Origin of the sequence: Streptomyces sp. NPDC052043 (genome assembly GCF_044548235.1) — a bacterium.
In the GTDB taxonomy this organism is placed as follows: domain Bacteria; phylum Actinomycetota; class Actinomycetes; order Streptomycetales; family Streptomycetaceae; genus Streptomyces.
On record NZ_JBIUBT010000001.1, the window covers coordinates 946,526 to 968,105 of the forward strand.

The 21,580-nt window shown below is 73.4% G+C and carries 18 protein-coding genes and 1 riboswitch; of the genes, 8 read left to right on the forward strand and 10 right to left on the reverse strand.

Annotated features, from left to right (window positions below; all coding sequences use genetic code 11):
• Positions 1-26: 26 nt before the first annotated feature.
• The 9 genes from cobI to ACIHCX_RS04535 form a co-directional block, all read right to left on the reverse strand.
• Positions 27-776 carry a precorrin-2 C(20)-methyltransferase gene (gene cobI, locus ACIHCX_RS04495; protein WP_400026441.1) on the reverse strand — a complete coding sequence of 250 codons (750 nt, stop codon included), beginning with the start codon at positions 774-776 and terminating at the stop codon, positions 27-29.
• On the reverse strand, positions 773-2,152 hold the full coding sequence (locus tag ACIHCX_RS04500; RefSeq protein ID WP_400026442.1) for a cobyrinate a,c-diamide synthase: 1,380 nt from the start codon (positions 2,150-2,152) through the stop codon (positions 773-775). Before ACIHCX_RS04500 ends, cobI begins: the two co-directional genes overlap by 4 nt.
• Entirely contained in the window at positions 2,152-2,751 is a 600-nt protein-coding gene (gene cobO, locus ACIHCX_RS04505; protein WP_400026443.1) for a cob(I)yrinic acid a,c-diamide adenosyltransferase, read from the reverse strand. Before cobO ends, ACIHCX_RS04500 begins: the two co-directional genes overlap by 1 nt.
• On the reverse strand, positions 2,751-4,763 hold the full coding sequence (locus ACIHCX_RS04510; protein WP_400026444.1) for a putative cobaltochelatase: 2,013 nt from the start codon (positions 4,761-4,763) through the stop codon (positions 2,751-2,753). The genes cobO and ACIHCX_RS04510 overlap by 1 nt, the downstream gene beginning before the upstream one ends.
• Positions 4,760-8,413, reverse strand: coding sequence for a cobaltochelatase subunit CobN (gene cobN / locus ACIHCX_RS04515; RefSeq protein ID WP_400026446.1), 3,654 nt, complete (start codon positions 8,411-8,413; stop codon positions 4,760-4,762). Before cobN ends, ACIHCX_RS04510 begins: the two co-directional genes overlap by 4 nt.
• Entirely contained in the window at positions 8,410-9,918 is a 1,509-nt protein-coding gene (locus tag ACIHCX_RS04520; protein WP_400026447.1) for a cobyric acid synthase, read from the reverse strand. Before ACIHCX_RS04520 ends, cobN begins: the two co-directional genes overlap by 4 nt.
• A complete protein-coding gene (locus ACIHCX_RS04525) occupies positions 9,915-10,856 on the reverse strand; it encodes a cobalamin biosynthesis protein (RefSeq protein WP_400026448.1) in 942 nt (313 codons plus the stop codon). Before ACIHCX_RS04525 ends, ACIHCX_RS04520 begins: the two co-directional genes overlap by 4 nt.
• Before the next feature lie 101 nt (positions 10,857-10,957).
• Positions 10,958-11,102: riboswitch (cobalamin riboswitch) on the reverse strand.
• Positions 11,103-11,305: 203 nt separating this feature from the next.
• Positions 11,306-11,530 (reverse strand): hypothetical protein, encoded by a 225-nt coding sequence (locus tag ACIHCX_RS04530; RefSeq protein WP_400026449.1) that lies wholly within the window; start codon positions 11,528-11,530, stop codon positions 11,306-11,308.
• Between the two features lie 31 nt (positions 11,531-11,561).
• On the reverse strand, positions 11,562-12,842 hold the full coding sequence (locus ACIHCX_RS04535; RefSeq protein WP_400026451.1) for an anion permease: 1,281 nt from the start codon (positions 12,840-12,842) through the stop codon (positions 11,562-11,564).
• A gap of 154 nt (positions 12,843-12,996) precedes the next feature.
• Between ACIHCX_RS04535 and ACIHCX_RS04540 the strand changes: the two genes are divergently transcribed.
• The 3 genes from ACIHCX_RS04540 (at position 12,997) to ACIHCX_RS04550 (ending at position 16,935) form a co-directional block, all read left to right on the forward strand.
• Positions 12,997-13,728, forward strand: coding sequence for a class II aldolase/adducin family protein (locus tag ACIHCX_RS04540; RefSeq protein ID WP_400026452.1), 732 nt, complete (start codon positions 12,997-12,999; stop codon positions 13,726-13,728).
• Between the two features lie 141 nt (positions 13,729-13,869).
• Positions 13,870-14,997: an alpha/beta hydrolase gene (locus ACIHCX_RS04545; RefSeq protein WP_400026454.1), complete on the forward strand. Its 1,128-nt coding sequence runs from the start codon at positions 13,870-13,872 to the stop codon at positions 14,995-14,997.
• A 342-nt stretch (positions 14,998-15,339) separates the two neighbouring features.
• Positions 15,340-16,935, forward strand: coding sequence for a hypothetical protein (locus ACIHCX_RS04550; protein ID WP_400026456.1), 1,596 nt, complete (start codon positions 15,340-15,342; stop codon positions 16,933-16,935).
• Between the two features lie 10 nt (positions 16,936-16,945).
• On the opposite strand, the gene ACIHCX_RS04555 is transcribed toward ACIHCX_RS04550, so the two are convergent.
• Positions 16,946-17,359 (reverse strand): VOC family protein, encoded by a 414-nt coding sequence (locus tag ACIHCX_RS04555; protein ID WP_400026457.1) that lies wholly within the window; start codon positions 17,357-17,359, stop codon positions 16,946-16,948.
• 212 nt (positions 17,360-17,571) lie between these two features.
• Between ACIHCX_RS04555 and ACIHCX_RS04560 the strand changes: the two genes are divergently transcribed.
• From ACIHCX_RS04560 to ACIHCX_RS04580, 5 genes are all read left to right on the forward strand, one after another.
• Positions 17,572-19,170, forward strand: a complete 1,599-nt coding sequence (locus ACIHCX_RS04560) for an ABC-F family ATP-binding cassette domain-containing protein (protein ID WP_400026460.1) — start codon at positions 17,572-17,574, stop codon at positions 19,168-19,170.
• Between the two features lie 335 nt (positions 19,171-19,505).
• Entirely contained in the window at positions 19,506-19,727 is a 222-nt protein-coding gene (locus ACIHCX_RS04565; protein WP_400026461.1) for a helix-turn-helix domain-containing protein, read from the forward strand.
• 131 nt (positions 19,728-19,858) lie between these two features.
• The gene (locus tag ACIHCX_RS04570; protein WP_400026463.1) at positions 19,859-20,662 is read left to right on the forward strand and encodes an enoyl-CoA hydratase/isomerase family protein; all 804 of its coding nucleotides are present in this window, start codon (positions 19,859-19,861) and stop codon (positions 20,660-20,662) included.
• Positions 20,663-20,741: 79 nt separating this feature from the next.
• A complete protein-coding gene (locus tag ACIHCX_RS04575; RefSeq protein WP_400026465.1) occupies positions 20,742-21,242 on the forward strand; it encodes an Asp23/Gls24 family envelope stress response protein in 501 nt (166 codons plus the stop codon).
• Positions 21,243-21,347: 105 nt separating this feature from the next.
• The gene (locus ACIHCX_RS04580; protein ID WP_400026466.1) at positions 21,348-21,533 is read left to right on the forward strand and encodes a hypothetical protein; all 186 of its coding nucleotides are present in this window, start codon (positions 21,348-21,350) and stop codon (positions 21,531-21,533) included.
• Positions 21,534-21,580 lie beyond the last annotated feature (47 nt).

Here is a 21,580-nt window from a genome sequence, read left to right on the forward strand (position 1 = left end):
CCGGTCCCTGCGAGCGCGGGTACGGCTCACAGCTTGCCGCCCCGCCCGTCCTCGCGCCGCGCGGGCGCGATGAGCGTCGACAGGTACGGCAGCGGACCCCCGTCGAGCTCCGACGCCGGCCGGATCGACTCCTCCGGCAGCCCCAGCGCCGACCCCCACACCGCGTCGTCGAGCCGCCCGCTGTCCCGCAGCGCCTCGGCCACCTCACGCGCCTGCCGCCCGAACTTGTACGCCACGACGGTTCCGGGCCCGCTCAGCGCCTCCTTGAGCACGGCGGCCCCCGCGGTGACCGGCACCAGGGTCAGCGGCTCGGTGCCCTCGGTCAGCACGGCCCCCGAACGCGCCGCCAGGTCCTGCATCGCGGTGATCCCGGGCACCGTCTCCACCACGGTCCCCGGCACCAGGGCGGCGACGGTCTGCGCGAGATACGTGAAGGTCGAGTAGACGTTGGGATCGCCGATGGTGGCGAAGGCGACCGTGCCGCGGTCCTCGAGCAGCCCGGCGACCCGCTGCCCGGCCGCGTCCCACGCGGCCTCCCGCCGCGCCCGGTCCGACCGCTCGTTCAGCGCGAACACCACCCGGACGACCTTCTCCGAGGGCACGTAGTGCAGCACGGTCGCCTCGGCACGCCCCCGCTCCCCGCCGTCCGTTCCGTCGGACGCGCCCATGACGGGCACCACGACGACGTCCGCGGCACGCAGGGCGTTGACGCCCTTGACGGTCACCAGCTCCGGATCGCCGGGACCCACGCCGACTCCGATCAGCCTGCTGCTCATGACGTCCGGCACCTCTCGACGAACCGACGGGCGACACCGGGCGCGGCGGCCCAGTGCGTGTGCAGATAACTCGCGTGCACGTTGCTCTGTACGAAGCCTTCGACCCGCCGCTCGGGGACGCGCACGCCCCAGGCGGGTGCCGCCGCCCCCGTCCCCGAGCCGGGTTCGACGACGGTCCGGTGGAACTCGTGCCCCCGCATCCGCTCCCCGGCCCCGGCGAGCACGCTGTCGCTCACGGCCACGGCGTCCCGGTAGCCGAGCGTGAGCCGCCCGGTCATCCGCGCCGAGGCGTCCAGCACCCCGCACATCGGCTGCCCGTCCAGCTCCCGGCACAGATACAGCAGCCCCGCGCACTCGGCGGCGACGGGAGCACCACCGAGCGCGAGCCCGGCGACGGCCCCGCGCAACGGCTCGTTGGCGGACAGCTCCGTCGCGTACACCTCGGGAAAGCCGCCCCCGACGACCAGCCCGCGGGTCCCCTCGGGCAGCCGCTCGTCCCGCAGCGGGTCGAAGGACACCACCTCGGCCCCGGCGGCGCCGAGCAACTCGGCGTGCTCGGCGTAGGAGAAGGTGAAGGCGGACCCGCCGGCGACGGCGACCCTCGGCCTCTCCCGGGGCTCCTCACCGCCCGGGGAGGGCAGCGCCTCGGCCGCGTCCCAGGCCGCGCACGACAACGCCCCCGCGCCGCGCGCCAGCGCGACCAGCGCCTCCAGATCGCACCCACCGGCGACCTGCGCCGCCATCGCCGCCACCGCGTCCACGGCCGCCGCCCGCCGCTCGGCGACCGGCACCAGACCGAGATGGCGGGACGGCGTGTCCACCTGCTCGACCCGGCGCAGAACCCCCAGCACGGGCACCCCGACCGAGTCCAGCGCCTCGCGCAGCAGCGCCTCGTGCCGGTCGGAGGCCACCTTGTTGAGGATCACGCCCCCGACCCGTACCTCGGGGTCCCAGGTCACGAACCCGTGCACCAGCGCCGCCACCGACCGGGACTGCGCCGACGCGTCGACGACCAGCACCACCGGCGCCCGCAGCAGCTTCGCCACCTGCGCGGTGGACGCCAGCTCACCCTCCCCGGCGGCCCCGTCGTACAGCCCCATCACGCCCTCGACGACGGCGATGTCGCACCCGCGCGCACCGTGCAGGAACAGCGGCCCGATCAGCTCGGGCCCGCACAGGTACGCGTCCAGGTTGCGCCCCACCCGCCCGGTGGCGAGCGCGTGATACCCGGGGTCGATGTAGTCCGGGCCGACCTTGTGCGGGGACACGGCAAGCCCCCGCCCGGTCAGCGCGGCCATCAGCCCCGTGGCGACGGTGGTCTTGCCGCTGCCGGAGGCCGGCGCGGCAACGACCAGCCGGGGCACGGACGAGGACATCACCACTCGATGCCCCTCTGCCCCTTCTGCCCGACGTCCATCGGATGCTTGACCTTGGACATGTCGGTGACGAGGTCGGCGAGGTCGACCAGTTCCTGCGGCGCGTTCCGCCCGGTGATCACGACATGCTGGGTACCCGGCCGGTTCCGCAGTACGTCCACGACCTCGGCGGTGTCCACCCAGCCCCAGTGCATCGGGTACGCGAACTCGTCGAGCACGTACAGCCGGTACGTCTCGGCGGCCAGGTCCCGCTTGACCTGCTCCCAGCCCTCGCGTGCCTTCTGCTCGTTGTCCATCTGCGCGTCGCGCTGCACCCAGGACCAGCCCTCGCCCATCTTGTGCCAGTCGACGCTCCCGCCCTCGCCGGAGTCGCCGAGCACCCGCAGCGCGCGCTCCTCGCCGACCCGCCACTTCGCCGACTTGACGAACTGGAACACCCCGATCGGCCAGCCCTGGTTCCAGGCGCGCAGCGCCAGACCGAAGGCGGCGGTGGACTTGCCCTTGCCGACGCCGGTGTGCACGACGACCAGCGGCCGGTTGCGCCGCTGACGCGTCGTCAGCCCGTCGTCCGGTACGGCACTCGGCTGTCCCTGCGGCATTACGCTGCCCTCCTCGACGTTCCCTGGACGTCCCTGACGAGACCGGCGATGCTGTCCGCGCGCAGCTCGTCCAACGTCACGGCCGTGCCGTCCAGCTCACGCGCGAGCTGTCCGGCGAGCCCGAGCCGTACCGGCCCCGACTCGCAGTCCACGACCACGGACGCGGTCCCCTCGGCCGCGAACAGCCGCGCCGCACGCCCAGCGAGGGCGACCGGTTCGGGACCGCCGGTGGCCCGTCCGTCGGTCACCACCACGACCAGGGCCCGCCGCGCGGGATCCCGCAGCCGCTCGATCCGCAGTACCTCGTGCGCCTTGAGCAGCCCGGCCGCCAGCGGAGTGCGCCCGCCCGTGGGCAGCGACTCCAGCCGGGCCGCGGCGGCGTCGACGGACGAGGTCGGCGGGAGCGCGACCTGCGCTTCCTTGCCGCGGAAGGTCACCAGGCCCACCTTGTCGCGCCGCTGGTAGGCGTCGAGGAGCAGGGACAGCACGGCACCCTTCACGGCGCTCATGCGCTGCCGGGCGGCCATGGACCCGGAGGCGTCGACCACGAACAGGACGAGGTTCCCCTCGCGCCCCTCGCGGGCCGCCTGCCGCAGATCGTCCCGACGGACGACCAGCCCCGGCCCGGACCGTCCACGCGCCAACTGGTGCGGGGCGGCGGCCTGCACGGTGGCCGCCAAGTGCAGCTTGGTCAGGGCGCCTTGGGGCCGCCGGGCCCCGATCGTGCGCCCGTGCTCGGTCCGCGCCCGCGAACGTCGGCCGGCGGCACCCTCGCCGAGGCCGGGCACGCTCAGCACCTTGGTACGGAACGGCTCGGAGGCGCGTACGGCGGACTGCTCGCCGGCACCGGCGCCGGAGGGCTGCGGCTCGCCGCCGCCGTCGCCGGCCTCGGGCTGTGCGGCGGTGTCACCGTCCTGCGGGCCGCCGTCGTCATCGGGGGCGGGCTGCCCGCCGCCACCGCCGGGTCCGTCGGGACCGGGGTCGGGATCGTCGTCCTCCGAGCCCCCGAACTCCTGGAGGGTCTCGTCGAGCTTGTCCTCGTCCAGGCCCGGCGCGTCGAAGGGGTTGCGGCGCCTGCGGTGCGGGAGGGCCAGCAGCGCGGCCTGCCGGACGTCCTCGGCGAGCACGTCGGTCCGCCCGGCCCAGGCGGCCAGCGCGGTCGCCGTACGCGCCATGACGATGTCGGCGCGCATGCCGTCGACCTCGAAGGCCGCACAGGTCGCGGCGATCTGCCGCAGCGCGCCATCGCCCAGCCGGACCTGCGGCAGCAGCTCCCGCGCGGCCACGATCCGCTGCCGTACGGCGGCCTCCTCGTCGGCCCAGCGCGTGGCGAAGGCGGCGGGATCGTCGTCGTGGGCGAGTCGCCTGCGCACGACCTCCACCCGCTCGTCGGGCTCCCGCGAGGCCGCGACCTCGACGGTGAGCCCGAACCGGTCGAGGAGCTGCGGCCGCAGCTCGCCCTCCTCGGGGTTCATGGTCCCGACGAGCAGGAACCGGGCGGTGTGCCGTACGGAAACACCCTCGCGCTCGACGTAGGAGGCGCCCATGGCGGCGGCGTCGAGCAAGAGGTCCACGAGGTGGTCGTGCAGCAGGTTGACCTCGTCGACGTAGAGGATCCCGCGGTGCGCGTCGGCGAGCAGCCCCGGCTCGAAGGCTTTCACGCCCTCGGCGAGCGCCCGCTCGATGTCGAGCGCGCCCACGAGCCGGTCCTCCGAGGCGCCGACGGGGAGTTCGACCATCCGCGCCGGCCGCTCGGCACCGGCCCCCGGCTCGTGCGGCCCGTCCGGGCAGGCGGGGTCGGGCGCGGCGGGGTCACAGGAGAAACGGCACCCGGGGACGACGTCCACCTGGGGCAGCAGCGCGGAAAGGGCACGCACGGCGGTGCTCTTGGCCGTGCCCTTCTCGCCGCGCACGAGTACGCCGCCCACCTGGGGCGACACCGCGTTCAGCAGCAGCGCGAGCCGCAGGTCGTCCTGTCCGACGACAGCCGTGAACGGAAACGGGGTGGTCACTTGTCCTCGCCCTCCAAGTCGCCCTCCAGCTCCAGGTAGGTGGCCCGAAGCCGTTCCAGCGTGTCCGCGTCCGGCTCCGCCCACAGCCCGCGGTCCGCTGCCTCCAGCAGGCGTTCCGTGATGCCCCGCAGGGCCCACGGGTTGGACTTCCGCATGAACTCCTGGTTCTCCGGCGAGAACACGTACTCGGACGCCAACTTCTCGTACATCCAGTCGTCGACCACGCCCGCCGTGGCGTCGTACCCGAAGAGGTAGTCGACGGTCGCCGCCATCTCGAAGGCGCCCTTGTAGCCGTGCCGGCGCATGGCCGCCATCCAGCGGGGGTTGACCACCCGGGCACGGAAGACACGGTGCGTCTCCTCGCCCAGCGTCCGCGTCTTCACCTGGTCCGGCACGGCGGAGTCCCCGACGTACGCCTCCGGGCTCGCCCCCGTCAGGTGCCGCACCATGGCGACCATGCCGCCGTGGTACTGGAAGTAGTCGTCCGCGTCGACGAGGTCGTGCTCCCTCGTGTCGACGTTCTTCGCCGCCACCGCGATCCGCCGGAACGCCGTCTCCATGTCCCCGCGCGCCGCCCGCCCGTCGAGCCCGCGCCCGTAGGCGTAGCCGCCCCAGACCGCGTACACCTCGGCGAGGTCGGCGTCACTGCGCCAGTTGCGCGCGTCGATCAGCGGCAGCAGACCCGCGCCGTACGCGCCCGGCTTGGAGCCGAAGATGCGGGCCGTGGCGCGGCGCCGGTCGCCGTGTTCGGCGGTGTCCTCGTCGGCGTGCGCCTTGACGAAGTTCCGGTCGGCGGGCTCCTCCAGCTCGGCCACCGCCCGTACCGCGTCGTCGATCAGGCCGACCACGTGCGGGAACGCGTCCCGGAAGAAGCCCGAGATGCGGACCGTCACGTCGATGCGCGGCCGGCCCAGCTCCTCCAGGGAGACCACCTCGAAGCCGGTCACCCGGCGCGAGGCGTCGTCCCACACCGGGCGGCAGCCCAGCAGTGCCAGGATCTCGGCGATGTCGTCACCCTGCGTGCGCATCGCGGACGTGCCCCAGACCGTCAGGCCGACCGACTTCGGGTACGCGCCCGTGTCCTGCAGATAGCGGGCCACCAGCGAGTCCGCCAGCGACTGGCCGACCTCCCAACTCAGCCGCGACGGGATCGCCTTGGGGTCGACCGAGTAGAAGTTGCGCCCGGTCGGCAGCACGTTGACCAGGCCCCGGGTCGGCGAGCCCGACGGACCGGCGGGGACGTAACCGCCGTCCAGCGCCCGCAGGATGTGCCCGATCTCGTCCGTCGTACGCGCCAGCCGCGGCACGACCTCGGTGCAGGCGAACTCCAGCACTGCCGTGGCGTCCGGGAGTTCGGTGCCCAGCACCTCCCGTACGAGCGCGGGACCCGCGTCGGCCGCCCAGCCGCGCTCCTCCATGCCCTCGGTGATCCGCCGGCACAGCTGCTCCAGCAGGTCGATGGCGTCCGCCGCCGTGCGCGAGGGGCCGTCCACCAGGTCCGTCAGCTCCACCGGCACCTTCACCGCGGCGCCCGGCTCGGCCAGCAACTCCTTCTCCACCAGACCGAAGTGCTCCGCGAGACAGGCCCGCAGCCCCGGCAGCGCGTTCGCCTGCCCGCCCCACACCTGGGAGGCGCGCAGCACGGCCAGCACCAGGTTCACCCGCGGCTCGCCGACCGGTCCGCCGCCGAGGATGTGCAGACCGTCCCTGATCTGCACGTCCTTGATCTCGCAGAGATAGCCGTCGATGTGCATGACGAACTCGTCGAAGTCGCCGTCGTCCGGCTGCTCGTCCACATGGAGGTCGTGGTGCAGTTCGGCGGCCTTGACCAGGGTCCAGATCTGGGCGCGCACGGCGGGCGCCTTGACCGGGTCCAGGTCGGAGACGAGCGCGTACTCGTCGAGGAGCTGCTCCAGCTTGGCCAGGTCGCCGTAGGTGTCGGCGCGCGCCATCGGCGGGACGAGGTGGTCGACGACCGTGGCGTGCCCGCGCCGCTTGGCCTGGGTGCCCTCACCGGGGTCGTTGACGATGAAGGGGTAGATCAGCGGCAGGTCGCCGAGGACCGCGTCCGGGGCGCACCCCCCGCTCAGCCCCAGGCCCTTGCCCGGCAGCCACTCCATCGTGCCGTGCTTGCCCATGTGGACGACGGCGTCGGCGCCGAAGGAGTTCTCCAGCCAGCGGTAGGCCGCCATGTAGTGGTGGGACGGCGGCATGTCGGGGTCGTGGTAGATCGCGATCGGGTTCTCGCCGAAGCCGCGCGGCGGCTGGATCATCACCACGACGTTCCCGAACTGGAGGGAGGCGAGGACGATCTCGTCGCCGTCGACATACAGGCTGCCCGGCGGTTCGCCCCAGGCCTCCAGCATGGCGCTGCGCAGCTCGGGGTCCAGGGTGTCGAACCACGCCCGGTAGTCCGCGAGCGGCACCCGTGCGGGCGCGGCGGCCAGCTGGTCCTCGGTCAGCCACTCGACGTCGTGGCCGCCGGCCTCGATGAGCCGGTGGATCAACTCGTCGCCGTTGTCCGGGTATTCCGTGAGGGAGTACCCGGCGTCCCGGAGCGCGTCGAGCACCCGCACCGCCGAGGCGGGGGTGTCGAGGCCGACGGCGTTGCCGACCCGGGAGTGCTTGGTCGGATAGGCGGTGAAGACCAGGCCGAGCTTCTTCTCGGCGTTCGGCTTGTGCCCGAGCCGTGCGTGCCGTACGGCGATCCCGGCGACCCGGGCGGCCCGCTCGGGGTCGGCCGCGTACACCGGCACGTCGTCCGGTCCCTGCTCCTTGAAGGAGAACGGGACGGTGATCAGCCGCCCGTCGAACTCCGGGATGGCGACCTGCATGGCCGCGTCCATGGGGGAGAGGGCGGCGTCGGACGCGTCCCAGGCAGCCCGGGACGAGGTGAGGCAGAGCCCCTGCAGCACGGGGATGTTCAGGTCCGCGAGCGCCCCGATGTCCCAGGCCTCCTCGTCACCGCCCGCCGACGCCTGCGAGGCGTGCGTGCCGCCGGCCGCGAGGACGGTGGCGACCAGGGCGTCGGCGCGTCCGAGGATCTCGTACAGCCCGGCGTCCGCACCGCGCAGCGAACCGCAGAAGATAGGAAGGGCGTTGGCGTCGTGCGCCTCCATCGCGTCGCACAGGGTGTCCACGAACGCCGTGTTGCCGCTGAGTTCGTGGGCGCGGTAGAAGAGCACGCCGACGGTCGGGCGGCCTTCCACGAAGGCGCGTTCGCCGTGGACGCCGTACTCCGGCATCCGCTGCGGCTCCTCGAAGCCCTCACCGGTCAGCAGCACCGTGTCGGACAGGAACCGGGCGAGTTCCGCGAGGTTCTCCGGGCCGCCCTCGACGAGGTACTTCAGCGCCTCCGCCACGACTCCGGCCGGCACCGACGACTCCGCCATCAGCTCGGCGTCCGGTACGGCCTCGCCGCCCAGCAGCACCGTCGGGACGCCGGAGGCCTTCAGCGCGGCGAGCCCGTCCTCCCAGGCCCGCTTGCCGCCGAGCAGCCGTACGACGGCGAGGTCCGCGCCGTCGAGCAGCCGGGGAAGTTCCTCGCCGACGTCCACGCGGGTCGGGTTGCCGATCCGGTAGGAGGCCGCCGAGGCTCGGGCGGCGAGCAGATCGGTGTCGGCGGTCGACAACAACAACACTGTGCTCATGCGGGCGCTCCCGGTGGAATGAAAGGCAGTCCTTGCGGCGCGCCCGACTCGATGAGTCGCCACAGCGCGTCCGTGTCCGCGTGCTGTTCGATCAGGTCGCCGAGCCGGTCGAGCTGCTCCTCGCGCAGCGCGGCGAACGAGGTGTCGGGCGCCGGCACGAAACGCCGGCCGGCGGCGGCCGCCACCTCGCGCAGGAAGGCCCGGCGGAAGCCGTCCGACTCCAGGGAGCCGTGCCAGTGGGTGCCCCAGACGGCGCCGACCCGGCACCCGTCCAAGAAGGGACTTCCGCCGGTGACTTCGGCGACCCCGTGGTGGATCTCGTACCCCTCGACCCGTTCGCCGAGGGCTTCGCCCTCCGGCCGGGTGAGGGTCTTCTCGCGGGCGAACCTGACCCGTACGGGCAGCAGTCCGAGGCCGTCCACGTGTCCGGCTCGCGACTCGACGTCGTCCTCGATGTGCTCGCCGAGAAGCTGGAAACCGCCGCAGATGCCGAGCACGGGCCGCCCGTCCGCCGCCCTTCTCGCGAGGGCCCGCGCAAGCCCCCGCTCCCGCAGCCACTCCAGTGTCCTGACCGTGCCCCGCGTGCCGGGTACGACGACGAGGTCGGCGTCGGTCAGTTCCTCGGGACGGTCCACGAACCGCACGACGACGCCTGGTTCGGCGGCGAGCGCGTCGACGTCGGTGAAGTTGGACATCAGCGGCACGGCGCAGACGGCGACCCGCAGCACGTCCTCGCCGACCGGCGGCGCCACGGTGGACTCCCGCACCGCGCCCCGCAGCGAGACGCGCAGTCCGTCCTCCTCGTCGATGCCGAGCCCGTGCCGGAACGGCAGCACGCCGTACGTACGCCGTCCCGTGAGCCCGTGCAGCATGTCGAGGCCGGGTTCGAGCAGCGAGACGTCCCCGCGGAACTTGTTGACGAGGAACCCGGCGACCAGTTCCTGGTCCTGACGAGACAGCAGCGCGAGCGTGCCGAAGAAGGAGGCGAAGACGCCGCCGCGGTCGATGTCGCCGACGACGAGCACGGGCAGCCGCCCGCCGCGCGCGATCCCCATGTTGACGATGTCGGTGCGGCGCAGGTTGATCTCCGCCGGGCTGCCCGCCCCCTCGCAGATCACCGCGTCGTACGTGCTCCGCAGCTCGGCGAGGCAGTCGAGGACGGTGCCGAGGAGCCGCTGCTGCCGCCCGCCGTGGTAGCCGCGGGCGCTCATCTCACCCACCGGCCTGCCGAGCAGCACCACCTGACTGCTCTGCTCGCCGCCCGGCTTGAGCAGCACCGGGTTCATCAGCGCGGTCGGCTCGACGCGGCACGCCTGGGCCTGCATGGCCTGCGCCCGCCCGATCTCGGCGCCCTCGCGGGTGACGAAGGAGTTGAGGGACATGTTCTGCGCCTTGAACGGGGCGACCTTCACGCCCTGGCGCACCAGCCACCGGCAGATCCCGGCCGTGACGACGCTCTTCCCGGCGTCGGAGGTGGTGCCGGCGACGAGCAGACCGCCGCTCATGACGTCCGTCCTCTCTTCAGCAGCCGTACGCCCGCGCACACGCCGAGCGCGAGCCAGCCCACGCGGCGGGAGAGCCGTACCGCGCGCTCGATGTCACCCGGCCGGACGGCGCGTCCGGGGCCGTTGAGCACCGGGCGGTGCTCCACGCGCCCGGCGTACGAGAGCGTGCCGCCAAGGCGCACGCCGAGCGCCCCCGCGAACGAGGCTTCCACCGGGCCGGCGTTGGGGCTCGGATGCTTGCCGGCGTCGGCGCGCCAGGCGCGTACGGCACCGCGCGGGTCGTCGCCCGCGACGGCGGCCAGGGCGGCGGTGAGCCGCGCCCCCGGCCATCCGGCGAGGTCGTCGAGCCGGGCCGAGGCCCAGCCGTAGCGGCGGTAGCGGGGGGACTTGTGCCCGACCATGGCGTCCAGGGTGTTGACCGCGCGGAAGCCGAGGAGCCCCGGCACACCGGCGGCGGCTCCCCACACCAGCGCGCCCACCACCGCGTCGGAGGTGTTCTCGGCGACGGACTCGACCACGGCGCGGGCGATGCCGTCGGCGTCCAGTGCCTGAGGGTCGCGCCCGCACAGATGCGGCAGCCGCGCCCGGGCGCCCTCGATGTCACCGGTCTCCAGCGCGCGTCCGATCACCCGCGCCTCCCGGGCGAGGGAGGTCCCGCCGACGACGGCCCAGGTGGCGGCGGCGGTCAGCGCGACGGACGCGGTACGGGAAGGACGCAGGGCAGACGCGGCCAGCGCGGCCGACGACACGACGCCCCCCACGCACACGGCGGTGTGCAGGGCGCCCCAGCCGCGGTGGTCCCGCCACAGCGCGCGTTCCACGGCACCCGCGGCCCGTCCGAACACGGCGACGGGGTGCCCGCGGCGCGGATCGCCGAGGAGCAGGTCACCGAGGAGGCCGGCGGCGGCGCCGTACGCGAAGTCGCGATCGGCACCCATCGGGTCAGCCGGTCGTGCGGTCGGTCAGTGAGTCGCTGGTGAACCTCGGTCGGCAGCCGCGCATGGCGATACATGTCCTCACTCAGGGTGTCCACGCCCTGGTTCGACGAGACCGGCGGTGAGAGTTCCTGACTCCCGGGGATGTTCTTCCCCGGTCACAGTGGCGGGACCGCGCCGGATTCGCACCGGGCTTCCTCTCCTGCCGCCGTATGTGGCTCCGGCAGTCCACCACGCACCGCGAACACCCGTCAACCTGCCGTTGACCTGCGCAGGGGTACTGAGATGAGGCCCACACCCCGGGGCGGGCCGGACGGGAAAACCCGCCCTTCCCGGGCCGTCGCGGGGACGGTCCGGCAAGAGCGGGTGACGTGGTGACGTGTGGGTCGGGCGGGACCCGTCACGCGGATCCGACCCGGTCGCCAGGGTCCCGGCCGCGCCGGGCAGTACGGCTACGCCATGATCAGGTGGATCCCGTAGGCCACCGCGGCGGCGCACGCGGCGAAGCAGGCGTAGGCGCCGGTGACCGCGAGGACCCCGCTGCCGTCGCCCTGGGCGACGGCCCGCTCGCGGCGGGAGAGACCGGCGATGCCGAGGGTGAACAGGGCCACGAGGCCCACCGTGACGCCGAGGCTGACGCCGAAGACGGAGCCGAGGGCCGCCCAGTCGATCTTCATGGTGTTCTCTTCCTTCTGCCTGGACGCGAGCTCAGACGGCGGCGGCCGGCGGGGGCGCGACGGACGCGGGGTCGGTGGCGGGCGCGGAGGGCTGGGCGGGGATCGTGGCCGTGAGCGTGTCGGTCACCGGGGAGGCCGGCGGCGGGATGACGGCGGCGATGGCCTGGGTGACCACGCCGGCCGGCTCCTCGGTGTCGGCGTCGGTGCCGGTGTTGTTGACGTTGGTGTGGTCGACGACCTCACGGCGGGAGATCTTCCAGATCGCGGCGCTGGAGGCCACCAGGAACACGGCGACGAGGCAGGTGCCCCAGGCGCCGAGCCGGGTCACGGCCTCCGCGCCGGCCCCGACCAGGGCCGCGGCGGGCAGGGTGAGCGCCCAGGCGACGGCCATGCGGGTCGCGGTGGACCAGCGGACCACGCCGCCCTTGCGGCCCAGGCCCGCGCCCATCACCGAACCCGAGACGACGTGCGTGGTGGACAGGGAGAAGCCGAGGTGGGAGGAGGCCAGGATGGCGGTGGCCGCGCTGGTCTGGGCGGCGAAGCCCTGCTGCGGCTGGAGGTCGGTCAGGCCCTTGCCCATGGTGCGGATGATGCGCCAGCCGCCGATGTAGGTGCCGAGCGCGATGGCCAGACCCGCGGAGAGGATGACCCAGGTGGGAGGGTTCGAGCCGGGGGCGAGGGCGCCGCCGGCGACCAGGGCGAGGGTGATGACGCCCATCGTCTTCTGCGCGTCGTTGGTGCCGTGGGCCAGCGAGACCAGGCCCGCGGAGGCGATCTGCCCCGCGCGGTGGCCCTTCTCGGCCGCCCTGCCGTGCGAATGCGACTTGCTGCCGATGCCGTACGACAGCCGGGTCGCGACCAGCGCGGCCAGACCCGCGACGACCGGGGCGACGACCGCCGGGATGAGGACCTTGGTGAGCAGGACACCGCCGTGCACGGCGCTGAAGCCGGCCGAGGCGATGGTGGCGCCGATCAGACCGCCCATGAGGGCGTGCGAGGAGCTGGAGGGGAGTCCGACCAGCCAGGTCAGCAGATTCCAGAGGATCGCGCCCACCAGGGCGGCGAAGATGACTTCGGGACGGATGCCGCTCTCGTCGACGAGACCCTTGGAGATCGTGTTGGCGACCTCCACGGAGAGGAAGGCGCCCACCAGGTTCAGCGCGGCGGACATGGCCACCGCGACCTTGGGCTTGAGCGCGCCGGTGGAGATGGTCGTGGCCATCGCGTTGGCGGTGTCGTGGAAACCGTTCGTGAAATCAAACGCGAGTGCGGTGATCACCACCATCGCGAGGATCAGCGAGAAGCTTTCCATTTACCCAGGCAATCGTTCGAGCGTCATTGGCGCGTTGAACGTAGGTAACCCGGGTGAACGGAAGATGAACTGAGGCGGTCATCGCGGTGTTCCTTCCCGCGTTCCGGCGGACAGGAACGGCCGCTCGCGGGAGGCGTCCTGGCAGGATCGGCGCATGACCGAACAGCGGCGGGACCGAGCGGACGCACAAGGCGAGCGGGCCAAGGCGCGAGGGGCCGGGGCGGACGTGTCCGGGGACACGGCGCGCGCCTGGCGGGAACTGGTCGCGGCGGCCCGCCGCACGGTGTCGGACGGGCTGGTCGTCGGCACCTCGGGCAACGTGTCCGTACGCGTCGGCGACATCGTCCTGGTCACCCCCTCGGGCGTCCCCTACGACCGGCTCACGGACGACGACGTCACCGGCGTCGACCTGGACGGCAGACAGGTGCTCGGCACCCTGGTGCCGACCAGCGAACTGCCCATGCACCTCGCCGTCTACCGCGGCACCGACGCGGGCGCCGTCGTCCACACCCACGCCGTGCACGCGACCGCCGTCTCGACGCTCGTCACCGAGCTGCCGCTGATCCACTACATGGCCGGCGCGCTCGGCGGCCCCGTCCGGGTCGCCCCGTACGCGACGTACCGCACCGAGGAACTGGCCGGGAACGTGCTGCGCGCCCTCGCCGGCCGCACCGGCTGCCTGCTCGCCAACCACGGCACCCTCACCCACGGCGCCGGCCTCGACCAGGCCTACGACCGCACGGCCCAGCTGGAGTGGATGTGCCGTGTGTGGCTGGCGGCGTCCAGCGTCCCCGGCCTGACACCGGCCCTGTTGACGCCGGAGCAACTGGCGCAGGCGGGGGAGCGGCTGCGGGCGTACGGACAGCAGGGGCAGGGGCAGGGGTAGAGAGGGGGAGGGAGCCGGGGCAGAGATCGGGAAGGGCTGCGGCGAGGAATGAACGCCGCTCTTCATGGAACCCGCGCGGACATGTCACCCCGACCCTCCGTCCCACTGGCCGGTGACCGGGTGCGCCAGGACACTGGAGCCGTGCCCACTGCCAAAGCGACGGCCGCGGCCGTCACCGCAGCCCTGGCGGCCGGCGCGGCGAGCGTCGCCGCGGGCCGGCTCGCCAGCGACGCCGCGCTCAAGGCGCCCCCGGGCCGGCCCCTGCCCACCGAACCCCGGCTCACCGTGCACGGCACGGCCGCCGGCCGGATCAGCCTCACCCGGGACCTCGCCTCCCTGCGCCCGGGCACCTACGGGCTGGCGGGCGACGGCTCCCACGCGGTGGTGGGCCCCGTGCTGCCCACCGCCCCGCACCGGCCCGACACTGTCGTACGCCGACTGGAACGCGTCACCCACGGCGTCCTGCAACGCGGCGACAAGGTGTGGCTCACCCCGAACCTGCACGTCGGCAACCCGCGCAGCGCCCTCGGTATCGAGCACGCCGACGTCGACGTCCCCGGCGAACTCGGTCCTCTGCCTGCCTGGTTCGTGCCCGGGGTGCGCGAGACCTGGGTGATCGCGGTGCACGGCCTCGGCAGTACCCGCGAACTCCCCATGAACATCCTGGGGTTCCTGCACCGCCGGCACTTCCCGGTACTGGCCCTCGCCTACCGCGGCGACCTCGGCGCGCCCCGCCCGCCGGACGGCCTGAACCACCTCGGCGAGACCGAGTGGCGGGACCTGGACGCGGCGATCCGCTACGCCATGCGGTACGGGGCCGAGCGGATCGTGCTGCACGGCTGGTCCACCGGCGCCACGATGGCGCTGCGCGCCGCCACCCGCTCGGCGGTGCGCGAGCGGATCTCCGGACTCGTGCTGGACTCCCCGGTGCTCAACTGGGAGGTGACGCTGCGGGCCCTGGCCCGGGCGCGGCACACCCCGGGCCCGCTGCTGCCGCTCGCCGTGCGCGCCGCGCAGGGGCGCACCGGTCTGTACGGCGACCGCCTGGCCGAGGCGACGGACCCGGAGGGGCTCACCGTACCGACGCTGATCTTCCACGGCCCGGGCGACCGGGTGGCCCCCTGGCAGCTCTCCCGCCGCCTCGCCGAGCGCCGCCCCAACCTGGTCGCGCTGCACATGGTGCCGAGCGCTCCGCACGGCGCGATGTGGAACGCCGACCCCGAGGGGTACGAGGAGGCCCTGCGGCGCTTCCTGACACCGCTGATGTGAGGCGGCGGCACGGTTCCGTTTCGCCCCGCTTCCCCCGCCCCGGGACCGGCGGCGGGACAGGTCTCCGGGACCCTTTCGAAACCGGCCGGACGGCGCCCGGCAGGGGTCCTCTTGGTCCTCCCTTGGCCTTCTCGATCGCCTGCCGTGACATTCCGTTTGGGTTTTCGGACCGTCAACCGGAAGACTGCACCCGTGACGTCCCGTATCCCGCGCGACTCCAGGCTTCGCATCGTCCGCCCACGACCCCTGGCCGCCGCCCCCCGAGCCGTGAACCAGCGGCAATCGCGCCGCCCCGCCCCGCGCCCCCCGGAGGGCACCCCGGCACCCGCGGAGCTGGCCAGAATGGCGCGCTCCCTTCTGGCCGGCGCGGCCCGCGTCGCCCGCTGGGCGGACGCCGCCCTCGGGCCGGGCCGCCAGGGGCCGACGGCCGACGACAAGGCCACCCTCTCCGACGCGACCGCCGAACGGGCGGCTGCCGATCTGGGCCTGACCGCCGCACAGGTCCGTGCCGACTGGGACACCGCCCGGCTCGCCGGCCTCATCGAGGTGCACGGCGACGACGTCCGTCCCGGCTGGCGGCTGCGCGCCTGGGACCGCGACGACAGCGCCGTCCTGCGCGGCTGGGTGGCCTTCTTCGACGCCTGGTCGCTCGCCTGCCCGGAATCGGAGAGCCAGGAGGCGGCCGCCGTCGCCGAGGTCGTCTCGGCCATGCCGCAGGTCCTGTCCTTCCTCCAGCTCTCCGCCGGCCCCGTCCCCGTCGAGCAGCTCCTCGACCTCCTCCGCCAGCGCGTCACCGAGCTGCGCACCGACCGCTGCGAGGTCCCCTACGACCCCGCGGGCACGGCGGCCCCGGCCCCGAACGACACCACCACCTCCGCGCCCCCGGCCGCGCAGCCCGCCCCCGAGCCCGCCGCAAGGCTGGGTGCCGTCTCCGGTCCGGAGGCCTCTCTTCAGGTGGTCCCCGCCGCCGGGACCGCCGCGACCACCACCGTCTCCGTATCTGACAGTGCCGCCTCCGAACGTGCCCCGGCCTGGTCGGCACCGGACGGTGCTGCCGTCGCTCTCGTGTCCGGGGCGGAGACCGAGGCGCTGGGTGGACCGGCCACGGCCGGCTCCGGGCCCGAGGGCCTGGGCGCCCCGGCGCCCGGCGGTGCCGCTGCCGCCGTTCGCGAGGCGGGGAGTGCCGTGGCGCCCCTCGCCGCCCCCGTCGAGGACACCGCGCTGGCGCCCCTCCTCGACTGGGCGCTGCGGGCCCTCGCCGCGGTGGGCGCGCTGACCGACGGGGACGGGCAGGCCACCCTCACCCCGCTCGGCAGCTGGGCGGTGTGGGTGAAGCTGGAGCAGATCTGCGTGGCCGCGCAGAGCCCCGCCGGGAACATCGAGCAGTCGGCCGAGGACATGCTCCGCGGCTGCGCGCAGCTGCGGCCCAACGCGGCCCGGGCCGAGTACCGCGCCTGGCTCGCCGCCCGGCCCGTCGGCAGCGCCGTCACCGAGCTGCTCGCCGGCGCCCGGGGCGAGGACGCGCTGCTGCGCGGGCTCGCCTTCGAGGCGCTGCGGGTCGTCGGCGCGCCCGCCGAGCCCGACGTACGGGCCGTGCTCGACGAGCCGGCGCTCAGGCCGTACGCCCTGCTGTGGCTCGCCGAGCACGACGGTGTCGACGCGGAGGACGCCCACGAGGTGCTCACCCGCGAGGAGGCCACGTGGCTGTGGGTCGACACCGCCGCCGCGGTCACCGACCACGGCGAGGCCTCGATGCTCGTACGGCACCTGGAGGCCGCGGTGCAGCCCACCGTCCCGATGCTGCTCGACGAGGTGCGCACCGTGGGCCACCCCCGCACCGTGCAGGTGCTGGTCGCGCTCGCCGCCGCGCACCCCGACCCGGCGCTGGCCAAGGCCGTCCGCCGGGCGGCCTTCCAGGTGCATACCGGGGGCAACTGACGCCCCGGGGTCAGCCCTCGACGCGGGGGGCGTACGTGCCGAAGCTCCAGATGTTGCCCTCGACGTCCCGGGCCATGTAGTCCCGGGAGCCGTAGTCCTGGTCCGTCGGGGGCATCAGGATCTCCGCGCCGTGGTCCGCCGCGCGCCGGTGGTGGGCGTCCACGTCGTCCACCACCACGTACACCCCCGTGGGGCCCGCGCCGCGCATCGCCTCGTCGAAGCGGCCGCCGCGGCCCTTCGAACCCAGCATCACCGCGCCGTTGCCCTGCACCAGCTCGGCGTGGTGCACGAGGCCGTCCTCCCCCTCGTACACCGCGAGTTCCGTGAAACCGAAGGCCTGCGTCAGCTGTTTGACGGCCGCCTTGGCGTCCGCGTACAGCAGCGTCGGGTAGATGCTCGGGCGTTCGCCGGCCGTGTTCGCCATGCCGATCACTTCCCTGTGAGTCGGTTCGCACCGACAAGTCCGGTGCGCCGCCCAGTCTGGCACCGGCCACTGACAACGCCCCGGCGCAAACACCCGGAAAAGTGCTTGCCCGCCCCCGTTAGACTGTCCCCCATGGCCATTCTCCTCGTGCATTAGACGGCGGGTCCGTCTCAGCCACCCACCCGCCACCACACCTGCCCTGGAGTCTGTCCGTGATCTCCGCTTCCGGCATCGAGCTGCGCGCCGGTGCCCGCGTCCTCATCGAGTCCGCCACCTTCCGCGTCGCCAAGGGCGACCGCATCGGCCTGGTCGGCCGCAACGGCGCGGGCAAGACCACCCTCACCAAGGTCCTGGCCGGCGAGGGTATCCCCGCCGCCGGCACCGTCACCCGCTCCGGCGAGGTCGGCTACCTCCCGCAGGACCCGCGCACCGGCGACCTCGACGTACTCGCCCGGGACCGCGTCCTGTCCGCGCGCGGCCTGGACGTGCTGATCCGCAAGATGCGCGAGAACGAGCAGCGCATCGCCAGCGGCAAGGGCTCCACCCGCGAGAAGGCGCTCAAGCAGTACGAGCGCCAGGAGACCGAGTTCCTCACCAAGGGCGGGTACGCCGCCGAGGCCGAGGCCGCCACCATCGCCGCCGCGCTCAACCTGCCCGACCGGGTGCTCGGCCAGCCCCTGCACACCCTCTCCGGCGGTCAGCGCCGCCGCATCGAGCTGGCCCGGATCCTGTTCTCCGACGCCGACACCCTGCTCCTCGACGAGCCCACCAACCACCTCGACGCCGACTCGATCATCTGGCTGCGCGACTACCTGAAGACCTACCGCGGCGGCTTCATCGTCATCTCCCACGACGTCGACCTGGTCGAGACGGTCGTCAACAAGGTGTTCTACCTGGACGCCAACCGCGCCCAGATCGACGTCTACAACATGGGCTGGAAGCTGTACCAGCAGCAGCGCGAGGCCGACGAGAAGCGCCGCAAGCGCGAGCGGGCCAACGCCGAGAAGAAGGCCGCCGCGCTCAACGCGCAGGCCGACAAGATGCGCGCCAAGGCCACCAAGACGGTCGCCGCGCAGAACATGGCCCGCCGCGCGGACAAGCTGCTCAGTGGCCTGGAAGCGGTCCGCCAGTCCGACAAGGTGGCCAAGCTCCGCTTCCCGGAGCCGGCGGCCTGCGGCAGGACGCCACTGACCGCCGAGGGCCTGTCGAAGTCGTACGGCTCCCTGGAGATCTTCACCGACGTCGACCTGGCCATCGACAAGGGCTCGCGAGTCGTCATCCTGGGCCTCAACGGCGCGGGCAAGACCACGTTGCTGCGCCTGCTGGGCGGGGTGGAGCAGCCCGACACCGGCCGGGTCGTCGACGGCCACGGGCTCAAGCTCGGCTACTACGCCCAGGAGCACGAGACCCTGGACGCGGACCGCACGGTGCTGGAGAACATGCGCTCGGCCGCTCCCGACATGGACCTGGTCGAGGTCCGCAAGGTGCTGGGCTCGTTCCTGTTCTCCGGCGACGACGTCGACAAGCCGGCCGGGGTCCTCTCCGGCGGCGAGAAGACCCGCCTGGCGCTGGCGACCCTGGTCGTCTCCGCCGCCAACGTCCTGCTGCTCGACGAGCCCACCAACAACCTCGACCCGGCCAGCCGCGAGGAGATCCTCGGCGCGCTGCGCACCTACAAGGGCGCCGTCGTCCTCGTCACGCACGACGAGGGGGCGGTCGAGGCGCTGCAACCGGAGCGGATCATTCTGCTGCCCGACGGTGTCGAGGACCTGTGGGGCGCCGACTACGCGGACCTCGTCGCCCTCGCTTGACCGAACAGGCGATCAACGGCGTATGGATCATTCGGCCCATCGGTGATCCACCATCTGCGTGAGATCTCCTCGTATCGAGGTGTGTCCTCCGTCGATTTCGCGGCCGAGCCCTTATGTGCCAAGGGCTCGGCCGCCGTGCGTCGCTGACCAGGTACTTCGTGGAAGAACCCGATCGGCGGTACGGACGCCGAAGCGCGGAAGAACGGATTCCGCTTGTGGGGATGCCTTCCTGTCGTCACGGGCGGGTCTCACGGACCTTGCCGAATGGGTGGCCATCGGGCCCCGGAGGGGTGATCATGAGGGGACCAGAGCGCACTTCCCATGAGGAGGCACGGGTGGCCGAGACTCTGAAGAAGGGCAGCCGGGTGACCGGCGCCGCGCGCGACAAGCTCGCGGCAGACCTGAAGAAGAAGTACGACGCCGGTGCGAGCATTCGGGCGTTGGCCGAGGAGACCGGCCGCTCGTATGGCTTCGTTCACCGGATGCTCAGCGAGTCGGGTGTCGCGCTCCGTGGGCGTGGCGGGGCGACGCGGGGCAAAAAGGCCTCGTCGGCCTGAAACCGCGGGCGGCCCATCGGCTTTCGATGGTGACCACCCGGTCGGTTCTCTGTTCGGCCGGGTGGTTACTGTGCAGTCACTTACGATGTCCGCAGGGCATCCACGATGACCGCACCCGTCGGAGGCGCACCATGGCTTCGCCCGAGCACGACCTCGATCCGGTACTCGACAAGGACGGCGTACGGCTCACCGTCGACGACGCGGTCGCCACGGTGACGCTGACCAACCCGGCCAAGCGCAACGCGCAGAGCCCGGCTCTGTGGCGGGCGCTCACCGAGGCCGGGCGGCTGCTGCCGGGCTCCGTCCGCGTCGTGCTGCTGCGCGGTGAGGGCAAGTCCTTCTCCGCGGGGCTCGACCGGCAGGCGTTCACGCCGGAGGGCTTCGACGGTGAGCCGTCGTTCATCGACCTCGCGCGTGGCTCCGACGCCGAGCTGGACGCGACCATCGCCGAGTACCAGGAGGCGTTCACCTGGTGGCGGCGCAACGACATCGTGTCCGTCGCCGCGGTCCAGGGGCACGCCATCGGGGCGGGTTTCCAGCTGGCACTGGCCTGTGATCTGCGCGTCGTCGCGGACGACGTGCAGTTCGCCATGCGCGAGACCAGCCTCGGGCTGGTGCCGGACCTCACCGGCACGCATCCGCTGGTGGGGCTGGTCGGCTACGCCCGCGCGCTGGAGATCTGCCTCACCGGCCGGTACGTGGGTGCCGCCGAGGCGGTGAGCACCGGGCTGGCGAACGTCGCCGTGCCCGCGGACCAGCTCGACGCGACGGCACGGGACCTGGCCGTGGCGCTCCTGGCCGCGCCCCGCGACGCCGTGGTCGAGACCAAGGCGCTGCTGCGCGGTGCACGGGAACGGTCGTACGCGGAGCAGCGCACCGCCGAACGCGAGGCGCAGGCCCGGCGTCTGCGGGATCTCGCCGGCGCCGGCGACTGACGGCCGCGCCGCGTCGGGCGCGGGATCGCGCCGGTCCGCCTACCGTGGTGCGGGACGACGACCGAGAGGACGTACGGCGATGACCACGGAGCAGGACGGGACGAGCACTCCGAGGACTCCCGAGGGCGAGCGGGAGGTGCCGGAGACCAGCGCGACCCGCAGGGCCCAGGCGACCCGGCGCGGTCTGGGAGACCCCGCCACCCGGGGGCGGACCACCATCGCCGACGGGGTCGTGGAGAAGATCGCCGGGATGGCCGCGCGCGACGTGATCGGCGTGAGCGCCATGGGCAGCGGCTTCTCCCGGACCTTCGGGGCCGTGCGGGACCGCGTCCCGGGCGGCGCCAAGTCCGTGACCCGCGGGGTGAAGGCCGAGGTCGGCGAGGTGCAGACCGCGCTCGATCTGGAGATCGTCGTCGACTACGGCGTGTCCATCACCGAGGTGGCGCGGGCGGTCCGGGAGAACGTGATCGCGTCGGTGGAGCGGATGACCGGTCTCGAGGTCGTCGAGGTCAACATCGCCGTCACCGACGTGCAACTGCCGGAGGAGGCGGAGGAGGAGCTCGAGCCGCGCATCCAGTGACGCACCGGCCACCACGCCGGCGAAGAGCCGATGACGGCGGAGGACCGATGACAAGGGGCGAGCGGAAGACGACCCGGCGACGGCCGAGGAGTTGAGGAGCGCGCAATGAGCATGGCCGTGGCCGGCATGATCGCCGGTATGGCGCTGGGCTTCGCCGGGTACTTCGGCGGATTCGGCGCCTTTCTGCTGGTGGCGGCTCTGGGCGCCGTCGGCTTCGTCGTCGGCCGGTTCCTGGAGGGGGACCTGGAGCTCGGCGACTTCTTCCGCCCCCGTGACCAGCGTCGGAGGTGACCCGCGGTGAACGGTGGGAACGGCCGGCCGGGCACCACCCCGGTCGA

Excerpts from the sequence above, each read along its gene's own strand:
- cobI (WP_400026441.1), bottom strand. The coding sequence starts at position 776 with ATGAGCAGCAGGCTGATCGGAGTCGGCGTGGGTCCCGGCGATCCGGAG.
- ACIHCX_RS04500 (WP_400026442.1), bottom strand. The coding sequence starts at position 2,152 with ATGTCCTCGTCCGTGCCCCGGCTGGTCGTTGCCGCGCCGGCCTCCGGC.
- cobO (WP_400026443.1), bottom strand. The coding sequence starts at position 2,751 with ATGCCGCAGGGACAGCCGAGTGCCGTACCGGACGACGGGCTGACGACG.
- cobN (WP_400026446.1), bottom strand. The coding sequence starts at position 8,413 with ATGAGCACAGTGTTGTTGTTGTCGACCGCCGACACCGATCTGCTCGCC.
- ACIHCX_RS04520 (WP_400026447.1), bottom strand. The coding sequence starts at position 9,918 with ATGAGCGGCGGTCTGCTCGTCGCCGGCACCACCTCCGACGCCGGGAAG.
- ACIHCX_RS04525 (WP_400026448.1), bottom strand. The coding sequence starts at position 10,856 with ATGGGTGCCGATCGCGACTTCGCGTACGGCGCCGCCGCCGGCCTCCTC.
- ACIHCX_RS04530 (WP_400026449.1), bottom strand. The coding sequence starts at position 11,530 with ATGAAGATCGACTGGGCGGCCCTCGGCTCCGTCTTCGGCGTCAGCCTC.
- ACIHCX_RS04535 (WP_400026451.1), bottom strand. The coding sequence starts at position 12,842 with ATGGAAAGCTTCTCGCTGATCCTCGCGATGGTGGTGATCACCGCACTC.
- ACIHCX_RS04540 (WP_400026452.1), top strand. The coding sequence starts at position 12,997 with ATGACCGAACAGCGGCGGGACCGAGCGGACGCACAAGGCGAGCGGGCC.
- ACIHCX_RS04550 (WP_400026456.1), top strand. The coding sequence starts at position 15,340 with ATGGCGCGCTCCCTTCTGGCCGGCGCGGCCCGCGTCGCCCGCTGGGCG.
- ACIHCX_RS04555 (WP_400026457.1), bottom strand. The coding sequence starts at position 17,359 with ATGGCGAACACGGCCGGCGAACGCCCGAGCATCTACCCGACGCTGCTG.
- ACIHCX_RS04570 (WP_400026463.1), top strand. The coding sequence starts at position 19,859 with ATGGCTTCGCCCGAGCACGACCTCGATCCGGTACTCGACAAGGACGGC.
- ACIHCX_RS04575 (WP_400026465.1), top strand. The coding sequence starts at position 20,742 with ATGACCACGGAGCAGGACGGGACGAGCACTCCGAGGACTCCCGAGGGC.
- ACIHCX_RS04580 (WP_400026466.1), top strand. The coding sequence starts at position 21,348 with ATGAGCATGGCCGTGGCCGGCATGATCGCCGGTATGGCGCTGGGCTTC.